The 19,715-nt window shown below is 72.0% G+C and carries 16 protein-coding genes; 3 read left to right on the plus strand and 13 right to left on the minus strand.

Translation table 11 applies throughout. From position 1 onward, the window contains the following. Positions 1-23 precede the first annotated feature (23 nt). On the plus strand, positions 24-2,408 hold the full coding sequence (gene rpiB, locus Q7W02_24965) for a ribose 5-phosphate isomerase B (protein MDO8479382.1): 2,385 nt from the start codon (positions 24-26) through the stop codon (positions 2,406-2,408). A gap of 62 nt (positions 2,409-2,470) precedes the next feature. On the opposite strand, the gene Q7W02_24970 is transcribed toward rpiB, so the two are convergent. Beyond that, a complete protein-coding gene (locus Q7W02_24970) occupies positions 2,471-2,875 on the minus strand; it encodes a hypothetical protein (GenBank protein ID MDO8479383.1) in 405 nt (134 codons plus the stop codon). Between Q7W02_24970 and Q7W02_24975 the strand changes: the two genes are divergently transcribed. Next, positions 2,874-4,190: a tetratricopeptide repeat protein gene (locus tag Q7W02_24975; GenBank protein ID MDO8479384.1), complete on the plus strand. Its 1,317-nt coding sequence runs from the start codon at positions 2,874-2,876 to the stop codon at positions 4,188-4,190. The two genes, Q7W02_24970 and Q7W02_24975, sit on opposite strands and share 2 nt — an antisense overlap. Continuing rightward, positions 4,187-4,840 (plus strand): YdcF family protein, encoded by a 654-nt coding sequence (locus Q7W02_24980; protein MDO8479385.1) that lies wholly within the window; start codon positions 4,187-4,189, stop codon positions 4,838-4,840. Before Q7W02_24975 ends, Q7W02_24980 begins: the two co-directional genes overlap by 4 nt. Positions 4,841-5,120: 280 nt before the next feature. On the opposite strand, the gene Q7W02_24985 is transcribed toward Q7W02_24980, so the two are convergent. From Q7W02_24985 to Q7W02_25040, 12 genes are all read right to left on the minus strand, one after another. Then, complete coding sequence (locus tag Q7W02_24985) at positions 5,121-5,546, minus strand: phosphomannose isomerase type II C-terminal cupin domain (protein MDO8479386.1); 426 nt, start codon at positions 5,544-5,546, stop codon at positions 5,121-5,123. Continuing rightward, entirely contained in the window at positions 5,546-7,138 is a 1,593-nt protein-coding gene (gene serA, locus Q7W02_24990; GenBank protein ID MDO8479387.1) for a phosphoglycerate dehydrogenase, read from the minus strand. Before serA ends, Q7W02_24985 begins: the two co-directional genes overlap by 1 nt. 367 nt (positions 7,139-7,505) lie before the next feature. Beyond that, a complete protein-coding gene (hpnJ, locus tag Q7W02_24995) occupies positions 7,506-8,984 on the minus strand; it encodes a hopanoid biosynthesis associated radical SAM protein HpnJ (protein ID MDO8479388.1) in 1,479 nt (492 codons plus the stop codon). A 50-nt stretch (positions 8,985-9,034) separates the two neighbouring features. Beyond that, positions 9,035-10,798, minus strand: a complete 1,764-nt coding sequence (locus tag Q7W02_25000; protein MDO8479389.1) for a glycosyltransferase family 39 protein — start codon at positions 10,796-10,798, stop codon at positions 9,035-9,037. Further along, positions 10,795-11,493, minus strand: a complete 699-nt coding sequence (locus Q7W02_25005; protein ID MDO8479390.1) for an ABC transporter ATP-binding protein — start codon at positions 11,491-11,493, stop codon at positions 10,795-10,797. The genes Q7W02_25000 and Q7W02_25005 overlap by 4 nt, the downstream gene beginning before the upstream one ends. Positions 11,494-11,617: 124 nt before the next feature. Further along, positions 11,618-12,802, minus strand: coding sequence for an ABC transporter permease (locus Q7W02_25010; protein ID MDO8479391.1), 1,185 nt, complete (start codon positions 12,800-12,802; stop codon positions 11,618-11,620). Beyond that, the gene (locus Q7W02_25015) at positions 12,799-15,129 is read right to left on the minus strand and encodes a tryptophan 7-halogenase (protein MDO8479392.1); all 2,331 of its coding nucleotides are present in this window, start codon (positions 15,127-15,129) and stop codon (positions 12,799-12,801) included. Before Q7W02_25015 ends, Q7W02_25010 begins: the two co-directional genes overlap by 4 nt. Next, positions 15,126-16,253, minus strand: a complete 1,128-nt coding sequence (locus tag Q7W02_25020) for a beta-ketoacyl synthase N-terminal-like domain-containing protein (protein MDO8479393.1) — start codon at positions 16,251-16,253, stop codon at positions 15,126-15,128. Before Q7W02_25020 ends, Q7W02_25015 begins: the two co-directional genes overlap by 4 nt. After that, positions 16,253-17,440: a beta-ketoacyl-[acyl-carrier-protein] synthase family protein gene (locus tag Q7W02_25025; protein MDO8479394.1), complete on the minus strand. Its 1,188-nt coding sequence runs from the start codon at positions 17,438-17,440 to the stop codon at positions 16,253-16,255. The genes Q7W02_25020 and Q7W02_25025 overlap by 1 nt, the downstream gene beginning before the upstream one ends. Beyond that, a complete protein-coding gene (locus tag Q7W02_25030; GenBank protein MDO8479395.1) occupies positions 17,437-17,706 on the minus strand; it encodes an acyl carrier protein in 270 nt (89 codons plus the stop codon). The genes Q7W02_25025 and Q7W02_25030 overlap by 4 nt, the downstream gene beginning before the upstream one ends. Continuing rightward, the gene (locus Q7W02_25035) at positions 17,703-18,539 is read right to left on the minus strand and encodes a beta-ketoacyl synthase N-terminal-like domain-containing protein (GenBank protein MDO8479396.1); all 837 of its coding nucleotides are present in this window, start codon (positions 18,537-18,539) and stop codon (positions 17,703-17,705) included. The genes Q7W02_25030 and Q7W02_25035 overlap by 4 nt, the downstream gene beginning before the upstream one ends. Next, positions 18,539-19,714: a beta-ketoacyl-[acyl-carrier-protein] synthase family protein gene (locus Q7W02_25040; GenBank protein MDO8479397.1), complete on the minus strand. Its 1,176-nt coding sequence runs from the start codon at positions 19,712-19,714 to the stop codon at positions 18,539-18,541. The genes Q7W02_25035 and Q7W02_25040 overlap by 1 nt, the downstream gene beginning before the upstream one ends. Position 19,715: the final 1 nt, after the last annotated feature.

A 19,715-nucleotide genomic window follows, 5' to 3' on the forward strand; every position in this document is an offset into this window, starting at 1 on the left:
AACCGTCAGGAGACCCCGGACCCATGCGAATCGCGATCGGCTGTGACGACACCGGTTTTCCGCTGAAGGAGCAGGTGGTGGCGGCGCTCGAAGCGAGCGGCCACGACCTCCTCGACCTCGGCACCTTCTCCACCGACCCGGTGGACCATCCGGACTACGCGCGCGCGGTCGGGCAGGCCGTGCTCCGCGGCTTCGTGGACGCGGGCGTGCTGATCTGCGGCAGCGGCGCCGGCGCCTCCATCGCCGCGAACAAGATCCGGGGCGTCCGGGCCTCCCTCTGTCACGACCCGGAGGCGGCGCGTCTCTCCCGCGAGGAGGACGACGCCAACGTCCTGTGCCTGGGCGCCCGCGAGGTGGATGTCGCGCGTGCGGTCGAGATCGCGTCGGCGTGGCTTGCCGCTTCCTTCTCCGGCGAGGAGCGCTTTGTGCGCAAGGTCTCCAAGGTCGCGCTCCTCGAGGGCGGCCTGGCGCCCCCGGAGAGAGGCACGACGCGCCAGCCGGCTCCGTCGCAGCAGGAGCGCCCGCCGGCGGCCGCAGACAAGGGCAAGCCGGCCGCTGCCCGCGCGGCGGCGCCCGGCAAGCGCGACACCTGGGAAGAGGTGCCGGTCGAGGCCATAGCCCGGGCGCTCCAGGAGGCACCGGCCGATGCCCCCAGGGAGCCGGTCACGGCGGGCCCGGTCGAGATGGAGGCGCCGGTGGCCGCGCAGGCGAAGGCGCAGGCGCGCCCAGCGGACGAGACCTTCAAGCTACCGGCCGTCCAGGAGACCCTGGACGCCCTCGAGAGCCAGGACTTCATGGACCGTCTCTGGGTCAAGGACGCGTCCCTGTGGAAGGGCGAAACCGCGGCGATCCGCAACCGTCTCGGATGGCTGACCTCGCCGACCATCATGCGCGGCCACGCCGACGACATCAAAGGCTTCGCGGACGAGATCCGGAGGCTTCAGTTCACGCACGTCGTGCTGCTGGGCATGGGAGGCTCGTCGCTCTGCGGCGACGTCTTCAACCTGACGTTCGGCTCCAAGATGGGCTACCCCGACCTCCTGCTGCTCGACTCGACCGATCCCGCGGCGATCAAGTACACGCTCGACCGGCTCAACCTGACGCGCACGCTCTTCATCGTCGCCACGAAGTCCGGCACCACGACCGAGACCCTGTCCCTGTACCAGTACTTCCGCGGACAGGTCGAGGCCTCCTCGGTGCCGCGCGCGGGTATCCACTTCGTCGCCATCACCGACCCCGGCCGGCCGCTCGACAAGCTCGCAACCGAGTCGGGCTTCCGCCGCACCTTCCTGAACCCGGCCTCGATCGGCGGACGCTACTCGGCCCTGTCCTTCTTCGGCCTCGTGCCCGCGGCGCTGATCGGCATCGACATCAAGGCGCTGCTCGACCGCTCCCACGCCATGGTCGAGGCGTGCGGCAACGCGGTGGGCGCCCGCGACAATGCGGCGGTCCGGCTCGGCGCCGCGCTCGCGGGGCTGGGCAAAGCCGGCCGCGACAAGGTGACGCTCGTGCTCTCGCGCAAGCTCCGCGGTCTCGGCCCCTGGATCGAGCAGCTCCTGGCGGAGTCGCTCGGCAAGGACGGCAAGGGCCTCGTGCCCGTGGACGACGAGCCGCTCGGCCCGCCCGCGGTCTACGGCGAGGATCGCGTCTTCGTGGCCGTCACGCTCGACGGCGACCTTAGCCACGACGCCGCGCTCAACGAGCTCGAGGACGCGGGCCATCCCGTGATCCGCATCGCGCTCCGGGAGCCGCTCGAGGTCGGGGCCGAGTTCTTCCGCTGGGAGCTGGCGACGGCCGCCGCCGGCGCCGCGATGGGCGTCAACCCCTTCGACGAGCCCGACGTCACGCGCGCCAAGGAGAACACGGCGTCGCTGCTCGGGGCGTGGAAGAAGAGCAAGAAGCTGCCGGAATGGCCGGCCGACGCTGAGGAGAACGGCCTCGTGCTCATGACGAACTCAGCCAAGAAGCCGGCCGGAGTGTCGCCGGGGCTCCAGGCCTTTCTGGGGCAGGCCGTGGCGGGCGACTACATCGCCATCCAGGCGTACCTGGCGCCCACGGCGGACACGTGGAGCCGACTGCAGGAGCTCCGGACGCTCCTGCGCGATCGCCTCAAGCTCGCGACCACGGTGGCCTTCGGCCCGCGCTACCTGCACTCGACGGGGCAGCTGCACAAGGGCGGCCGCCCCAACGGCGTGTTCATTCAGATCACGGGCGAGGACAAGGAGGACATGGCCATCCCGGGCGCGGGGTACGGCTTCTCGACGCTCAAAGCCGCCCAGGCCCTGGGCGACCTCCAGGCCCTGCGGGACGCGGGACGCCGGGTGGTGCGCGTGCATCTGACGGGGAAGCAGACGCAAGGCGTCGAGCAGTTGTTCCAGGTGCTGCAGAAGGCGATCAAGAAGAAGTGACCCGCAGCGCGCCCGCGGTCGACCGCCCGGACCCGGGGCCCGGACGGCGCACTGAGCCCGGCCTACTTCGGCTGACCGGTCGGAGTGATCGCCCGGGTGGCGGACAACTCGACCCAGGTGTCGTACCAGCCCTCGTAGATCAGCACCTGCAGCGAGCTGCCGGTCTTCTCGTAGATCTGGGTGATACCCTTGTCGGAGGCAGTCGTGGCCGAGATGTTCCGCCAGCCATTGGCCTCGAGAGTCGTCCGGAAAGCCACGGCCAGGCTTTCGATCTCGACCCGCCCCTTGTAGAACAGGCGGGCGGCCTTGACCGTCGGAGACTCGATGATCGTGGACTTGTTGAGATCAACGGTAAGACCCTTGGGAACGGGAATGTCTTCGAACTCGCTGCGCTGGACGCGAGACGGGTTGGACGCGCAAGCCGCCGCGGCCAGCAGGCAAAGCGACAGAACAAGGATACGACGCATGGCTAATCCCTCCTGGCGGTCATCGTACAACCGGTGGGGGTGGTCTACCAAGTTTTTGGCCTGGACCCTGGTCACGGTCCTACTGGCCGGGTGCGCCTCGACCAGCGTCCCCCCCATGGGCTACCAGGGCAAGCCCTTCCGTCCGGAGTCCGACGAGCGGCAGCTCTGGAGCGACGCCGAGAAGGAGGAGGAGAAGCTCGCCAAGCTCGGCAAGACCTACGACGATCCCCTCCTGGAAGACTACCTGTCCGGCGTTGCGGCCAAGCTCGTGCCCGACGAGGCGCAGAAGGCGGGCGCGCCCGCCCCCCGCATCGCCGTCTTCCGCGACCCGACGCTCAATGCCTTCGCCATGCCGAACGGCAAGGTGTACATCCACACGGGGCTCCTGAGCCGTGTCGAGAACGAAGCGCAGCTGTCCATGATCCTCGGCCACGAGCTGACGCACGTGACAAACCGCCACGCGCTCATGTTCAACCGCGACGCGCAGAACAAGCAGATCTGGTTCACCGCGCTGGCCATCGCCGCCTCGCTCGGGGTCGCGGTCGCGGCCGGCACCCAGGCGGGGAAAGGCAACTACGTCTCGGCCGAGGTGCTGCGGACGACGTCGAACATCTTCCTCGGGCTCGGCCTCCAGCTCGCCTTCATCGCCTCCGTCAACGGCTTCGGGCGTGACCTCGAGCGCGAAGCGGACCGCGAGGGCATGGAGCGCATGGTCAAGGCCGGCTACGACCCGGCCGAGGCGCCGCGCGTGTTCGCGCTCCTCAAGGACGACCACGGCGACGGGAGCAAGCTCGAGAACTTCTTCTTCGGCAACCACCCGCGGCTCGACGAGCGTATCGCCAACACCCAGGATCTCCTGAAGACGAAGTACGCGGCGACGGAGACGGCCGGGGGCGTCCGGAACACGGACGAGTTCGCGATGCGCACCCGCACCGTCGTGCGCGAGAATGCCGCGCTCGACATCCGCGCCGGCCGCTTCGGGCTGGCCAAGGCCCAGCTCGACCGCGTGCTGCCGCTGGCGCCCAAGGACCCGACAACCCATCTCTACTACGGCGACCTCTACCGCCTCCAGGCCCAGCGCGCCAAGAACCCCGCCGACAAGCCGGCGCTCGTCGCCCAGGCGCTAGAGGCCTACGACCGCGCGGCCGCCCTCGACCCGACCTACCCCGACCCGTTCCGGCAGATGGGCTTCCTCTACTACCAGAGCAAGCAGACGGAGAAGTCCAAGGAAGCGTTCCGGAAGTACCTCGCCCTCAAGCCGGACGCGGCGGACGCCCGCAGGATCAAGGAGTACCTGGTCGAGCTGGAGCGGTGACGCCGCGCGCGCGCCGCCGGCTCGCCGTCGCCGCCCTTCTGGCGGCGGCGCTGGTGGTTCTGGCTGTGGCCGCTCACCGGCCGGCCCTCCGCCTGATCGGCCGGGCCCTCGTCGTGGAGGATGCGCTGGCGCCCGCCGACGCCGTCGTCATCGTGGCGGGGGGGATTCCGACCCGCGAGGCCATGGCCGCCGAACTCTACCGCCGGGGCTGGGCGCCCCTCGTCGTCCTCTCCAACAACTTCACGCCCGACCGGGTCCGCGAGCTCATCGCGCTCGGCGCGCGCCGCCTCGACTACCAGGGTGAATCCCGCCTCGTCCTCGAAAAGCATGGCGTGCCGCCCGCGGCAATCGTCCTCCTCGCCACCCAGGTCAAGACCACGGAGGCGGAGCTGAGCGTCGTGGCTGAGACAGCGCGGGCTCGTGGCTGGCGGCGGGTCATCCTGGTCACGTCGCCTCAGCACTCGCGGCGGGTGAAGCTCGTGTGGACGCGAGAAGCCTCCGGAAGCATCGAGGGCCTGATCGCGCTCGTGAAGGAAGATGACTTCCCCGGAGACGGCTGGTGGCGGAAGCGCCGCCAGGCCGAAGCCGTCCTGCACGAGTACCTCGGCCTGGCGGCGATCTATCTCGGAGTGTCGAAGTACCTGAACTAGACGGCTGAAAAGGTCCCATCTGCTTCATTTAGCAAGAGGACTGTTGGGGCGCCCTCGGCCGCACGCTCGTGGCCGTTCGAGCTGAGGGGCGGAGCCCCGAGGCGAGGGCTGAGATGATGGTTCGTATGCCTCGCGTGCGGCCCTTCGGGCGCCGCCTCGCATCTGGACCCTTTTGAGCCGCCTGCGTCATTCTCACCAGGCGGTGGGACGGGATTGAGGAGCCGAAACGCTGCCGAGGAGCCGCAGGCGACGAGAGCGGTGAGGCGACCAGCCGAATGGGTTAGCGCGAACGGGGCCGGGTGACGCCGTCCGCGCGGCCATAGTCGTCGTGGCGGCGGACGATGTCATCCTCCCCGAGATACGGCCCGTGCTGGACCTCGATGATGACCACCGGGCGCCGGCCGGGGTTCTCGATCCGGTGCCAGGCGCCGCGGGGCACGTCGACGGTGGCGCGGGGCTTGAGCCGCCGCGCCCTGCCCTTGATGACGACGCGCGGGGCGCCGGCCACGACCACCCAGTGCTCCGCGCGGAATCGGTGGCGCTGGAGGCTGATGCGGTGGCCCGGCTGGACCACCAGGCGTTTGACCTTGTAGCCCGCGCCCACCTGGAGGGTCTCGAATCCTCCCCACGGGCGCCGCTCGAAGCCGCGCTCGGCGCGGCTCGCGCGGGATCCGGCTCTGGCCCTGGGCGCAGGCTTGGCTGGCATCACGCCTCCAGCCGGATGACGCGGGCGAAGTCGGCCTCGACCGCTTTCGAAACTTCCTCCATGACCTCGGGCGGGACGTCCTCGTCCAGCAGCAGCACGACGATGGCGCGCCCGCGCTTCGTGCGGCGGCCGACGTGCATGGAGGCGATGTTGACGTTGTGGCGGCCCAGGATGGAGCCGATCTTGCCGACCATGCCCGGGCGGTCCTCGTACGAGAGCACGAGGACGTACCCCTCGGGGATGAACTCGATGTGCAGGTCCCGGAGCCGCACGATCCTCGGCGCGCCGTCGAACACGGTGCCGGCGATGATCTTCCGCCCGGCACCGGCCTGGGTGGTGACGGTGACGAGGTTGGTGTAGCCCGACGGCGCGTTCTCGTCGGTCCGGATCACGACCTCGAGCCCGCGCTCCACCGCCACGATGCGCGCGTTGACGAGGTTGACCGCCTGGGTGGTGACGCCGTCGAGGAGGCCCTTGAGCACGGCGCGGCCGATCAGCTCCGGGTCCCGCCTGGCGACCAGCCCCGCGACGTCCACCTCGACGCGCTCGACATTGTCCTTCTCGAGCTGGAGGCAGAAGCGGCCGAGGATCTCCGCCAGCGTCACGAACGGTCGGATCTCGGCCATGCTCTCGCGGTCGCCCACCGGCACGTTGACCGCGTGCTCGATCAGCTCGCCGTCGCGGAACGCCGCCAGCTGCCGCGCCACGTCCACGGCGACGTTGACCTGCGCCTCCTGCGTATTGGCGCCCAGGTGCGGCGTCACGACCACCCGCGGGTGCTGGACCAGGCGCGTGACGAGCGGCGAGACCGGCGGCTCTTCCGTCCAGACATCCATCGCCGCCCCGGCGACGTGCCCCGACTCGAGCGCGGCCAGGAGGTCGGGCTCGCTGACGATGCCGCCGCGCGCGCAGTTGACGATGCGGACGCCCGGCTTCATCAGCGCGATCTCGCGCGCGGCCAGCATGTTCTCCGTCTCGTCCGAGAGCGGCACGTGCACCGTGACGATGTCGGCCTGGGTCAGCAGCGTCTGGAGATCGGTCAGCCGCACGCCCAGGTCCCGCGCGCGGCCCTCGGGGATGTACGGGTCGTACACCAGAACGTCCATGTCGAAGGCGCGCAGTCGCGCGGCAACCCGCGAGCCGACCTTGCCGAGGCCGATCACGCCGGCGGTCTTCCGGAACAGCTCGGAGCCGTAGATGCCGCGGTCCCACTCGAGCCGCTTGAGCGCCTCGTGGGCGGGCGGGATCTTCCGCACGAGGGCCAGGAGCATGCCGACCGTGTGCTCCGCGGCCGACACCACGTTGCCGTAGGGGGCATTGGCGACGACCACGCCCTGGCGGGAGCAGGCCTCGACGTCGATATTGTCCACGCCCACGCCCGCCCGCCCGAGGAAGCGCAGGCGCCGCGCGTGGCCGAGGAACTCGGCATTCACAGTGGTGGACGAGCGGGTGATGATGGCCTCGTAGCCCGCGATCTTCTCGAAGAGCTCCGCCCGCGGGATCTTGGACGAGACCTGCTCGACGTCGAACCCGCGCTCCGCGAGAAAGTTGATTCCCTCCTGCGCGATCGCGTCGATGACCAGGACACGCATGGCCTTATGCTAACACGTGCCTTTCGCACGGCTGGCTTCGCGCGCGGTGCGACGTGCGTGCCCGCGAGGCCGGCGTGGCCGGGGGCCGGGGGTGCCCCTCGTCCGCTCAACCTCCTCGCCTCGCGCGCCTCCTCGCTCGGGCGCCTCCACCTGCCCCCCATCCCCCGAGACGGGGGTGCGCTCGCCGCCCCGCTTCGCGGGGACGGCTCGCGCGGCGGAGGCGCCCTGCGCTTCGGGGCGCGCTACGGCTCGTCGGATTCGCTGCCGATGGGCACCCCCGGCCCCCGGCCACGCCGGGCAGCGGCTGGAGGATGATGCCCAATATGCAAGCGGGAACCGGGGTCCGGCGCGGGACTGGGATTGCTGGTTAGCTGGCGGGGACTTCGGCGCGGTGCTTGCGGAGAAAGCGGAGGAAGTCGCGCCCCTCGGAGAGGCGGCGCCGCATGACGTCGCGGTCGCGCAGCATCTCGGCGCCGAGCGAGATCATCTTGCGCGGGCGGAAGTAGAAGCGCCGGTACACCTCGTCCACCGAGCGGTAGATCTCGGTGCGCGGGAGATGCGGGTAGCCGATGGTGCTCAGCTGCACTCCCGTGTCGTCCACCAGCTCCTCGGCCTCGATCCAGCCGTTGCGCCGCGCCTCGGCATACAGCGACGTCCCCGGATAGGGCGCGGCCAGCGAGACCTGGATGGTGGTCGGGTCGATCTCGCACGCGAAGCGGATGGTCTCCTGGATAGTGTCGCGGGTCTCGCCGGGCAGCCCCAGGATGAAGGTGCCGTGGATGGCGATGCCGAGCGCCTTGCAGTCGCGGGTAAAACGCCGCGCAAGGTCGAGGCGGACACCCTTCTTGATGTTGTTCAGGATCTGCTGGTTGCCGGATTCGTAACCGACGAGCAGGAGCCGGAGCCCGTTGTCCTTCAACACCTTGAGCGTCGCGTACGGGACGTTGGCCTTGGCATTGACCGACCAGGTGATGCCGAGCCTGCCCAGGCGCGCGGCGATGGCCTCGGCCCGCGGCAGGTCGTCGGTGAACGTGTCATCGTCGAAGAAGAACTCCTTGACCTGCGGGAACAGTCGCTGCGCCAGCGCCATCTCCTCGGCGACGTGCCCGACGCTCCGCGTCCGGTAGCGCTGGCCGCCGACCGTCTGGGGCCAGAGGCAGAAGGTGCATTTGGAGCGGCACCCGCGTCCCGTGTAGAGGGAGACGTACGGGTGCTTGAGGTAGCCGATGGCGTAGTGCTCGACCGTGAGGTCGCGCTTGTAGACAGGCGTGACGAACGGCAGGAGATCCATGTTCTCGAGGATGGGCCGGGCGGGCGTATGCGCGACTCGCCCGTTGACGCGGTACGAGAGGCCCTTCACATCCCGGAGCGGGCGCCCAAGGGCCACCTCCTGGATGGTGAAGTCGAACTCGCTGCCCGCCACGAAATCGAGCGCGCCACCGGCCGCGAGGCAGGCCTCGGGCGCCACGGCCACCGCCGCGCCGACCATGCCGATCATCAGGCGCGGGTTCTCGGCCTTGAGCGCCTCGGCGACCGCGATGTCGCCGGGGAAGGACGGCGTGCTCGTGTGCATGACGCAGAGGTCGTACTGGCGCGCCAGCGGGCGGATATCGTCCAGCGTGAGGCCGTCAGGAGCGGCGTCGACCAGTCTCGAGCCGGGGCAGAGCGCCGCCGGCTGGGCGAGCCACGTTGGATACCAGAAGGAGCGGATCTCCCGCTTCGCCTGGTAGCGCGAGCCGGCGCCACCGTCGAAACCCTCGCGCGAGGGCGGGTGGAGGAACAGGGTGCGGAGATAGTCGGCCGCCATGTCCGGCCCACCATAGCAGGACGCGGCCGGACGGACCATCTCTACCTGCGGGCCATCTCGACCTGCGGGCCACCTCCACGTTCGGGCGGTTAGCGCGTCGCCGCGGCGGCAGCCGGAGCCGGGGCATAGAGCCAGCGGCCGTTCTCGGCGCGAAGCAGCCTCACGCGGTCGGAGGGCAGCGTCGAAACGACACTCCGCCGAGGCTCGCGCGACGTCACTAACAGGATGGGGCGGCCCGACAGCCACGCCGCGGCGAGCTCCTCGGCCGTCCAGAAGGTACCCGCGGCATCCGGAAAGGTCGCGCCGATGCCCAGCACGCTGCGCCGCGCGTCCACCAGCACCGGGCGGCGGCCCGAGTAAAACTCGAGCGCGCCCGAGTTCTCGATTGCGCCCTCGTGGGCCAGCAGCGCGCCCTGCGCCGTGAGGCGCCGCACCTCGGCTGCCATGCCCGTCACGGCGCGGGCGCCGGCGACGAGGTCGAGGGCGCGGGTCGCGGCCGGCATCACGGCCAGCATGGTCGCGGCCACGACGGCCCCAGTCCACCGTCCGGCGCGGCGCCACGCGCTCACGGTGAGAACGGCCGCTCCCGCCGCCATGATCAGCGCCGTCCGGGTCACCAGCGGCTGGAGCGCGGACCAGGGCGGCAGCGGAGAAGCCTGGGCGGCGGCAGTCTCCTTGCGCGTATAGACGTCGGTGGCCGAGAAGACTATGTCCAGGAAGCCCTTGCCGTCGCCGGCGGCCACCAGGCCGAGCCCCACGGCGACGAGCGCGAAGAGCCCCGCGTGGACGAGCGCCGGCGCGCGGCCGCGCTCCCCGCGCTCGGTCCACCAGCGCGCCGCCAGCAGCGCGACGGCCGGGTACGCCGGCAGACCGTAGTGGGGCAGCTTGAAGGTTGTCAGCGTGAAGAGGCCCCAGAGCCCGATCACCCACACGGCGAGGGCGACCCAGGGGGTCTCCTCGGGATCGCGCCAGGCCCGCCTGCGGTAGAGCGACACCACCATGAGCCCGGCGGGAAGGACCCACGGAAATGCGCCCAGCGCGGCCACGGCAAGGAACTCCGCGGTGGCAAGCGGGACGTCTTCATCCGGAAAGTGGCGGAGCCCGACCGCATTAAGGATGTGGTTGTCCACAACAGCGTACCAGAGAAAGCCCGGATGCCGGAGCGCGCTCCAGGCATACCAGCCCAGACCCACCAGTAGCATGAGCGTCACTCCCTCCCACGGCAGCCACTGGCGGACAGGCCGCAAGCGCCCACAGGCCGCGAGCGCGACGGCGACGGCAGCCAGGGGCCACATGAGCCCGAGCGGGTCCTTGGCGAGCGACGCAACGCCGAGCGCGGCGCAGCCTGCGACAGCCCAGCGCCTTGCGCGGCGTCCTTCGCCCGTCACGCCCAGCAGGAGGCCCGTCAGGCCGATCTGGATGGCGGCCGCGAAGAGCGTCTCGGGACGGACGTAGCGGCCGAAGACCGCGAAGAGCGCGCAGGACAGGAGCGCGGCGGCGGCGAGGAGCCCGGCGCCCGGACCGAGGAGACGCGCGCCGAGAAACGCCGTCGCGGCGGCGGCGGCCGCCGCGGCCGCGAGCGAGGGCAGCCGCGCGGCCCACTCGGACGGACCCCAGGCGCGGAAATCGAGCGCGATCAGCCAGTACAGGAGCGGCGGCTTGTCGAAGTAGCGGACGCCGTTGAGTCTCAAGTCGAGCAGATCGCCGGAGGCCCAGGCCTCGCGCGCGATCTCGGCATGCTGGCCCTCGCCCGGATCGTCGAACGGCGCTCGCCCGAGGCCGGGCAGGAGGAGCGAGAGCGCCAGGAGCGCCGCAAGGACCGCGACGGCCCATGACGCCGCCGGGCGCGTCACGCTGCGGGCGCGGCGGGCCCCGGCGCGAGGCGGCCGTCGCGGAGCCGCAGCACGCGATCGGCACCGGCCTGCGTCTCGGGACGGTGCGTGACGAGCACTACGGCTGCGCCGCGCGCAGCAGTCGAGGCGCGAAGCTCGGCCAAGATCACCCGCGCGTGCTCGTCGTCGAGGTTGCCGGTCGGCTCGTCGGCCAGCAGCAGCGGCGGGCGATTGAGGATCGCGCGGCAGTAGGCGACGCGCTGCTGCTCCCCGCCCGAGAGCTGGGCCGGGTAGTGGTCCTTGCGGTGCGCGACCCCCATCCGCTCGAGAAGGGCCAGCGCCTCGCGCCGCGCCACGGCGCGGTCCCGGCCGACGTAGCGCGCCGCGAGCACCACGTTATCGAGCGCGGTCAGCCCGGAGAGCAGCAGGAAGGACTGGAACACGTAGCCGATGGAGGAGCCGCGCACCCGCGCCTGGGCGCGGCGGCCGAGGTGGCTCACGCGCTCGTCGCCGAGCCAGACCTCGCCCGCGGACGCCGGCTCGAGCAGCCCCAGGAGATTCAGCAGGGTGGTTTTGCCCGACCCCGACGAACCTGTCACCGCCACGAACTCGCCGCTCCGGACCTCGAGATCGATGTCGTGGAGCACCGGCACGGGAGCGCCGCCCGGGCCGAGAAAGGTCTTGGAGAGCCCCGTCGCCCGCAGCAAGGGGATCAATTCAGCCCTCGCATTCTACTCAGCCCTCGTAGTCTATTCAGCCCTCGGCTCGCGCCTTCGTCGCTTACCTCGAACCGCCACATGCTCGTGCCTGCGGCAGCTCGGCCATGTCTCGGCTCGAACATCAACTGCCGCGCCGGATCGCTTCGGCGGGCGAGAGCCGCGCGATCCGGAGCGTCGCGTAGCCGGCCGCGAGCGCCCCCAGCGCGAGCGAAAAGACAAGGGCGAAGGCGAGGAGGCGCGGGGAGAAGAGGAAGAGCTGCTGCCCGTCGCGGAGCACGCGCGCGTCCACCGCGGTGCCGATGCTCCACGCCAGCAGCACGCCGGCCACCCCGCCCCAGAGGCTCACGCGGATTCCCTCGCCCAACACCTCGCCGAGAAGATCGAGATCCGTGGCGCCCAGCGCGCGCTTGATGCCGAAGTCCCGGATGCGCTCGAAGACGGCCGCCGTCACCGTGTTGGCGAGCGACAGGCCTCCGATGAGAAGCCCAAGGGCGCCGATCCCGAGCAGGAGCGCGGAGAAGAAGGCGGTCGACTGTCGGAGGAGGCGGCTCAGCTCGCCGGGAATCGTGACGTTGAGGCCGGCCACCGTCGCCTGGATGCGGCGGGCCAGAGCGTCCGGGTCCTCGCCGTCGCGCCAACCAACCGCGGCGCCGGTGTTGAGGTCTCCGCGGCGCAGGGAGCCCGAACCGAAGACCTGGACGAGGAGCGGGTCCCGCCGGAGCCACAGCTCGCGCGTGTCCTCGATGGGGACGAGCGCGAAGCGATCGGGGGCCGTGAAGGTCTTCTCGAGGATGCCGACGGCGGTGAAGTCCTGGCCGCCGAGCGTCACGGAGGCGCCGGCGCTGAGATGCCGCGAGGCGGCGAAGTCCGCACCCAGCACCGTGGCCCGCCGATCGCCCGGGCGGAGCGGCCGCCCCGCGGCAACCGGCAGCTCGCGGTAGTGGCGGTTGGGGATGGGCACGCTCACGTCCATGCCCATGATGAGCTCCTGGGTCAGCGTGAGAAAGTGCGACGTGCTGGTATTGAGCGGCAGCATCACCTGCGCCTGGACGCCGGAGACTCCGGGCACGGCGGCGATCTCGCGGATCTTGGCCGCGGAGAGGAGCCCGCCGGCGGTGAAGCCCGTACCCATGCCCATCCCCTCGCCCGCGACGGAGATCTGGCCCAGCACGAAGCGGTCGCCGCCCTCGATGAAGCGCGTGATGCGCTCGGCCATGGCGCCCAGCGACACCAGTCCCGCCACCCCAACGGCGATGCCGACGACCGTAAAGGAGTAGCCCCGGGGCAAAAACTCCCGGAGCCTCACCAGCCGAGCCTCGACTCCACGGGCCGGCCGCGCCAGCGGCGCAGCCACCGGGTGACGCGCACGATCGCGAAGAAGACGGTGAGCGAACCCCGCATGCGAAGCCGCATGCGCAGAAAGGCGCCGCCCGCCAGGACTCCCAGGACGCTGTCGAGGATCCCCAGCCGGTTGCGCGGCTGGAGAAAGACCTCGAGGAAGGCGGGCTCGTAGTAGCGGCGGATGAAGCGGACGAACGGGCTGACGCCGCGATGGACGCGCCGCACGTACCCGTTGAAGCGCCGCGCCTCGAAGCGGTCCTCGGCGAAGGCGGCGAGGATCTCCGCGGCCGCCATCTCGCCCGTCTGCATGGCGATGTAGACGCCCGAGGAGAAAATGGGATCCACGAAGGCCAGCGAGTCGCCGACGCAGAGGAAGCGGTCGCCCGCCACCGGGTGTGTCAGGTAGGAGAAGTTCGCCGCGCTCCGCACGGGTGTGACGCGGCGGGCCCCGCGGAGCCCCTCCGCGACCCGGCGGCAGCGGAAGATCATCTCCTCGTACAGCGCCTCGAGCGTGCCCTCCCGCCCCCGCGCCGTCTTCGCGTGGAGGACGCAGCCGATGCTCGTCAGGCCGCCCGCGAACGGGATCCACCAGAACCAGCCGTCCTCGAAGATGTAGAGACGGATCAACCCCTCGTCGCGCCCCTGCCAGCGCGGCGCGCCCTCGTAATGGGCGAAGAGGGCGACCTTGCCGAGGCCCGGGATGGGAGCGCGCCGGCCCACGCGGCGCGAGGCGAGAAAGCCGTCCCGGCCGCTGGCGTCGACGACGAAGCGCGCGCGAAGCGCCCGCGACTCGCCGCCCTCGCGGATCCCGACGGTCGCGCCGTCCGCGTCGAACTCCACCCGCTCCACCGTGGCCGGCTGAAGCACGCTCGCGCCCGGCTCCTTGGCGGCGTGCTCGAAGAGGATCTGGTCGAACTCCGCCCGAGGCACCTCGTAGCTGTAGTTCGGCCACGGCTGGCCCTCGCGGAAGTAAAAGCGGTACTCGAGATCGGACTCCTGGTCGTGGAAGGCCGCCCCGTACTTGACGAGGAAGCCGTGCCGTTCGATCCGCTCGCGGACACCGAGCCGGTCGAGCAGCGGCATCATGGCCGGCAGGAGCGATTCGCCGACGTGAAAGCGCGGGAAGACCTCGCGCTCCGCGATCGCCACGCGCAGGCCCCCGCGGGCGAGGAAGGTCGCGGCCGTCGAGCCGGCCGGCCCGCCACCCACGACAAGGACATCATAGTCCGCCGGCGGTGACTCGGGCCGCGCGGCGCCGGGCAGCGACGCGGCCAGCCGTTCCTGTGAAAATATCCGCCGTACGAGGGGCGAGACAAGGTTGGGACCCGGACGCCGTCCGAGCCCGAGCGCCCCCTGCACCGCCGCTGCCGCCGCCAGCACGGGCAGCGCCGCGGTTGCCAGGGCCGCGCGGCGCATGACGCAGGCCCGCGGGTCCCACCACCAACCCCGCCAGCTTTGGGCGATGCGGTCGAGCATGAAGGCTCCCATCGCCATCGCGTAGGCTCCGTAGTTGTAGCGGTACGGCGCCGCGAAGCGGTGCATCTCGCGGTGACGCTGCTTGAGGCGCGCGGGCGTGAGCGGCCTCAGGAGCACCGCCGCGACGATCCCCGCATCCCGGACCCAGCGCCGGATGCCGCGGGCTATGAGATACGTCGCCACGGCGGTGCCGTCGCGGAGCGGCCGGAAGTGGCTCGGCCGTCCCGCCCCGAGCCCCGGCGTCACCGGGACTTCGCGGATGGCGAAGCCCGCCGCGGCGGCCCGCAAGAGCATCTCGCTCTCGAGCACGAAGCCGCCGCGCCGCGGCCTCACCGCCTCGAGCAGCTTCCGCGGGTAGACGCGGAACCCGGACTGCGTGTCGGCGACGGCCTGCCCGGTCAGCCAGTTGATGAAGAAGCCGGCCACCCGCTGCGCGTTCAGGCGGGCGGGCTCCATGGAGGCGCCGCCATCGGAGAGCCGGCTCCCGATGACGAGCGTTCCCGGCAGGGCGGCGGACGCCGCGAGAAGCTGCGGAATGTCATCGGGATCGTGCTGCCCGTCTCCGTCGAGCGTGAGCACACGCTCGGCGCCGCGGGAGAGCGCCTCGGCGAAGCCCGCGCGCAGCGCCCCGCCCTTGCCGCAGCGACCGGCGAGGCGGAGCACGGCGGCGCCCGCGGCCGCGGCCGCGTCGGCGCTGCCGTCGGAGGAGCCGTCGTCCACGACGAGGACGGGGCCATGGCGCACCGCGCGCGCCACGAGAGCGCCGATCGTCGGGGCCTCGTTGAAGACCGGGATGACGGCGACGTGGTCACTCATGCCGCTTGCCCGACGACAAGGGCCGTACGGCAGCCGCCGCGGGCGATCCCGTGCACCAGCGCGGGCGCGCGCCCCGCGCGCGCGTCGAGCGCTGCGGCGGCGACACGGAGGGCGCCGAGTCCTCCATGCTGGCCGAAGAGCGGCGCCAGCGACACCGGATCCCGCACGCCGTCGGCCGCGAGCAGCCGCAGCTCCCAGTCATCGAGCGCCGGGTCGCCGTTGCCCGAGCCGTAGCAGCGCGCCAGAGACGCGGCCTCGACGCCCGCCTGGTCCAACGCCCGGCGCGCGATGGCGCGCGCGTCGCGCCGGCCGGCAGGGGCCGTGTGCGGAGCCACCGGGATGCCGCCCCAGGCGGCACCCAGGACTTCGGCATGGATCGCGGCGCCGCGCGCCCGCGCCGCCTCCCTCTCCTCCAGCACCAGGAAGGTGGCGCCTTCGCCGAGCACGGGCCCGTTGTGGTCGTGAGCAAAGGGGCGGCAGCCTTCGGGAGCACCGCCGCCCATCGGAGAGAGCGCCCCCAATCGGGCCAGGTTCCGGTAGACGTCGCTGAAGAGCTCGTCCACGCCGCCGGCGACCACGGCCTCCGCCCGCCCGTCGGCGATGAGCGCGGCCGCCCGCGCCACGGCCAGATCGCCGGCCACCGTCGCCTGGTTGAGCGTCACGGAGGACGCCTTGGCGCCGATGGCGATGGCCGCCACTGCCGCCATGCTGTTCATCACCGTGCTCGGGAACACCATCGGCGAGAGCCCCGCCGGCCCGCGGCGGAGGAAGCCGTCGAAGAACTCCGCGCCCGAGCGGAAGTCGCCGAATTCGCTGCCGACGACGAGCCCCAGCCGCGGGCCGCCCTCGAGCCCGGCCTCCTCGACGGCCAGGCGGCAGGCGGCCAGGGTCATGCGGCAGATCCGCGAGAGCCGGCGCACGCTGTCGGAGTCAAGCAGCGCCATGAGCCGCGCGTCGCTAACCTCGGCAGCCAGGCGGCTCGCGCACCCGTCCAGGGTGAAGGCTTTGAGTGGCGCAATGGTGGCCCTCCGCCGCTCGAGCGCCTGGGCCACGGCCGCTGTGCCGCCGGCCCCGGCCGCGCTGACCGAGCCCATCCCCGTGATCACGACCCGGCGCCCGGACATTATCGGCCGAAGATCAGGCTCACGTTGTGGCCGCCGAAGCCGAAGGAGTTGGACAGCGCGGCGTGCAGCTCGACGGGGCGCGCCGTCTGAGCGACGCAGTCGAAGGGCACGTCCGGGTCCGGATCGGTCAGATTGGCGGTCGGCGGAATCAGCCCGTGCTGCAGCGCGAGGAGGGTCGCCACCGCCTCGACGCTGCCCGCCGCCGCCATGGTGTGGCCGACGAGCGACTTGGTCGAACTCACCAGCACGCGGCCCTCCCCGAAGACGCGCGCCATGGCCAGGGCCTCGACACGGTCGTTCTGCGGCGTCCCCGTGCCGTGCGCGTTGACGTAGCCGATGTCGCCCGGCTCGCGCCCGGCCGCGTCGAGCGCATCGGACATGGCGCGGATCATCCCCTCGCCCTCCGGGTGCGGCGCCGTGACGTGGTGGGCGTCCGTGGTGACGCCGGCGCCCAGGAGCTCGCCGAGCACGCGCCCGCCGCGCCGGCGGCAGTGCTCGGAGTCTTCGAGCACGACAAACGCGGCTGCTTCGCCGATGGACATGCCGCGCCGCCCGCGGTCGAAGGGCCGGCACGGCTCGGGGTCGAGCAGCTTGAGCGCATTGAAGCCCATGAAGCAGATGCGCGTGATGGCATCCACGCCCCCCGCGAGCGCCAGCGGGGTCGCGCCGGAGCGGATGAGGTCGGCGCCGAAGGCTATGGAGGCCGCGCCGGAGGCGCAGGCCATGACCACGGTCTCCCTGGGCCCGCCGAGCCCCAGCCGCCAGCCGAGCATCTCCGCGTGGCTCGCCGGCAGGATGGAGCGGAGCGCCCCGATCCTTGGCGAGGGCCGCAGGCGAAGCGCCTCTTCACAGTACCAACCCTCGCCCTCGAGCATGCCGCCGCCCACGGCGCCGACGAAGAGCGCCATGTCCGTCCGGTCCCGCGGCGCGAGGTCGGCGTCGGCCACGGCCTCGCGGGCCGCGGCAAGGGCCAGGCGGTCGGCGCGCGAGCGCCGGCGAGAGACGCCGAGGGCGCCGACGACGTCGGCGGGCACCTCCGCCGCGATGCGCGACCGAAAACCCTCCGTGTCGATGACGGTCAGCGGCCGGATGGCGCACTGGCCCGAGGCCAGGCCGGCCCAGAAGGTCTTAACACCGGCGCCGTAGGGGCTGACGACGCCGAGGCCGCTGACGACGACGCGCGTCATTTCAACTTGGAGAGGACGAAGCGGGACAGGGTGTCGAGGGAAAGAAAATCGTCGGCCAGGCTCTCGGTCTCGTCGATGACGATGCCGAAGCGCTCCTCCATCGCGACGGAGAGCTCGATGAAGTCCAGCGAGTCGAGGCCGAGCGAGCCCTCGACGCCCTTGGGCAGCGTGGTTTCGAGCGTCATCTCGGCCGCGCGGCCCGGATCGAACTTCAGGCGCTCGACGATCAGCGTTTTGAGCTCGTCCAGGATCTCCTTCTGCGTCATGCGATCCGCCTCCGCCGGGGCCGCGCCGCCCCGCGCATCTGGTATGGGCTCTGGCTCCACGCGAGCCGCGCCGACTCGCCCCGCCATGCGCCCTGTAAGCGTAGCGGTCCCGTGGCGCCGCCGTCGCGCGCGAGGGCCAGGACCGCCACGGGCTCGCAAGCCAGCATCTCGCCGAGGCGCTGCCGCACGCCTCCCGTCTCCCGCCGCCCGCCACGCCTCTGATCGAAGCTGAGCGTGCCCTCGCCCGGCTCGAGCCAGAGGCAGCCGGCCGCCTCCACCAGCGGCCGCGCGAGCCGCCCCCGCGCTCGCGCGAAGAGATTTTCGCACTCCTCGAAGATCTCGACAGCCAGGACCAGCGCGCGGTCGCAGGCTCCAGATTCCAGGAGCGCCGCCGCGCGCGCGATGGCTCTCATCGTCGCCGTGGGCCCGCCGATCAGGATCTCGTACGGGCCTGTGAGCCCGAACTCGATGGCGACCTCGGCCGGCACCGCGGCGGCCGCCGTGTAGGGGAAATACATGCCGCCGATCCGCGCCTCGATGAACTCGCGGTTGGAGGCCGCATACGCGGCAGCGGTGGCGAAGAGAAGCCCTGTCCGCTCGCCCGCGATGATCTCGGCCCCTACCCCAGCATCTTCCAGCATGGCGCCCACAGCCGCAACCCCCAGGAGAGATTCGCGCCGCGAGCGCCGGAAGCGCTCGTGGGTGAAGGCGGGCCGCTCGATGCTCAGGACGGCGCGTCCCACGGCGGCCCGTGCGGCGTCCGAGGGCACGGCCGCCGCGCCAGGTCCCCAGCCCGACAGCAGCCCCACGGCCCGGATCGCCGGAGCGCGCATCAGGCGCTCTCGATCACGAGGGCCGCGTTGCAGCCGCCGAAGCCGAGCGACGTGGACAAGCTCACGCGCGGCCGTACGGCGCGCGGCGAGCCCTGGACGCAGTCGATGTCGCAGGCCGGGTCGCGTTCTTCGAGGCCGAGCGTGGCCGGCACCTGGCCGTAGCGCCCCGCGAGGAGGCAGACGATGGCTTCGAGCGCCGCCGCCGCTCCCATGGTGTGGCCGAGCGCGCCCTTGATCGAGTTGACAGGCACCTCGCCTCCGCGAGCGCCGAGCACGCGCCGGAGCGCGGCCGCCTCGATTGGATCGTTCAGCGGCGTCGCGGTGCCGTGGGCGCTGACGAAGTCGATAGCGTCAGGTCCGACCCCGGCGTCCGCCAGCGCCCTACGCATGGCGCGCTCGATGCCGCGGCCGTCCGGGTCGGGCGCCGCGATGTGGGCGCCGTCGCTGGCGCTGCCGTAGCCGAGGAGCGTGCCGAGCCGGCGCGCGCCGGCCTCTCGCTCCCGCCGAAGCAGGAGCAGCCCCGCAGCCTCGCCCAGAAGGAGCCCGCTCCGGCGCCGGTCGAAGGGCCGCACGCGCTCCCGCGTGAGCGAGCGGAGGCCGTCGAAACCGCGCATCACGAAGCGGCAGAGGATGTCGTAGCCGCCGGCGACGACGGCGTCGGCCTCGCCGCGGCGGAGCATGTCGGCCCCGATAGCGAGCGCGGTGGCGCCCGAGGCGCAGGCCGTCGAGACCGTGACGGCGGGACCACGGGCGCCCAACCAGCGCGCGAGCCGGTGCGCCGGCGCGTCATAGAGCGCGGCGCGGAGACGCCTCGCCGATCCGCCGCACAGGGCGCGCTCGCCCTCTTCCACCCCGCCGAGCGCCGTGCCCACGACGACCGCGAGGCGCTCGGGTTCGACGTCCAGCGGCCGCTCGCCGGCCTGCACGCAGAGATCGTCGGCGGCCGAGACGAGCAGCCGTGTCGCGCGGCAGTCGGGGACGCGCCGCCAGTCCACCGCGCGCGTGAGCTTCTTGATCTCGCCGCCGCGCCCCACGCGGAGATCCGCCACCGGAAAACGCTCCACGGCCGAGGTGCCGTCGGCGCCCGTGAGCAGCCCCGACCAGAAGGTGTCGAGGTCCTGTCCAATGGGCGTGACCACACCGGCGGCCACGATGGCGATGCGCTCGGCTGGCATA

Source organism: Candidatus Rokuibacteriota bacterium, assembly GCA_030647435.1.
Classification (GTDB): domain Bacteria; phylum Methylomirabilota; class Methylomirabilia; order Rokubacteriales; family CSP1-6; genus AR37.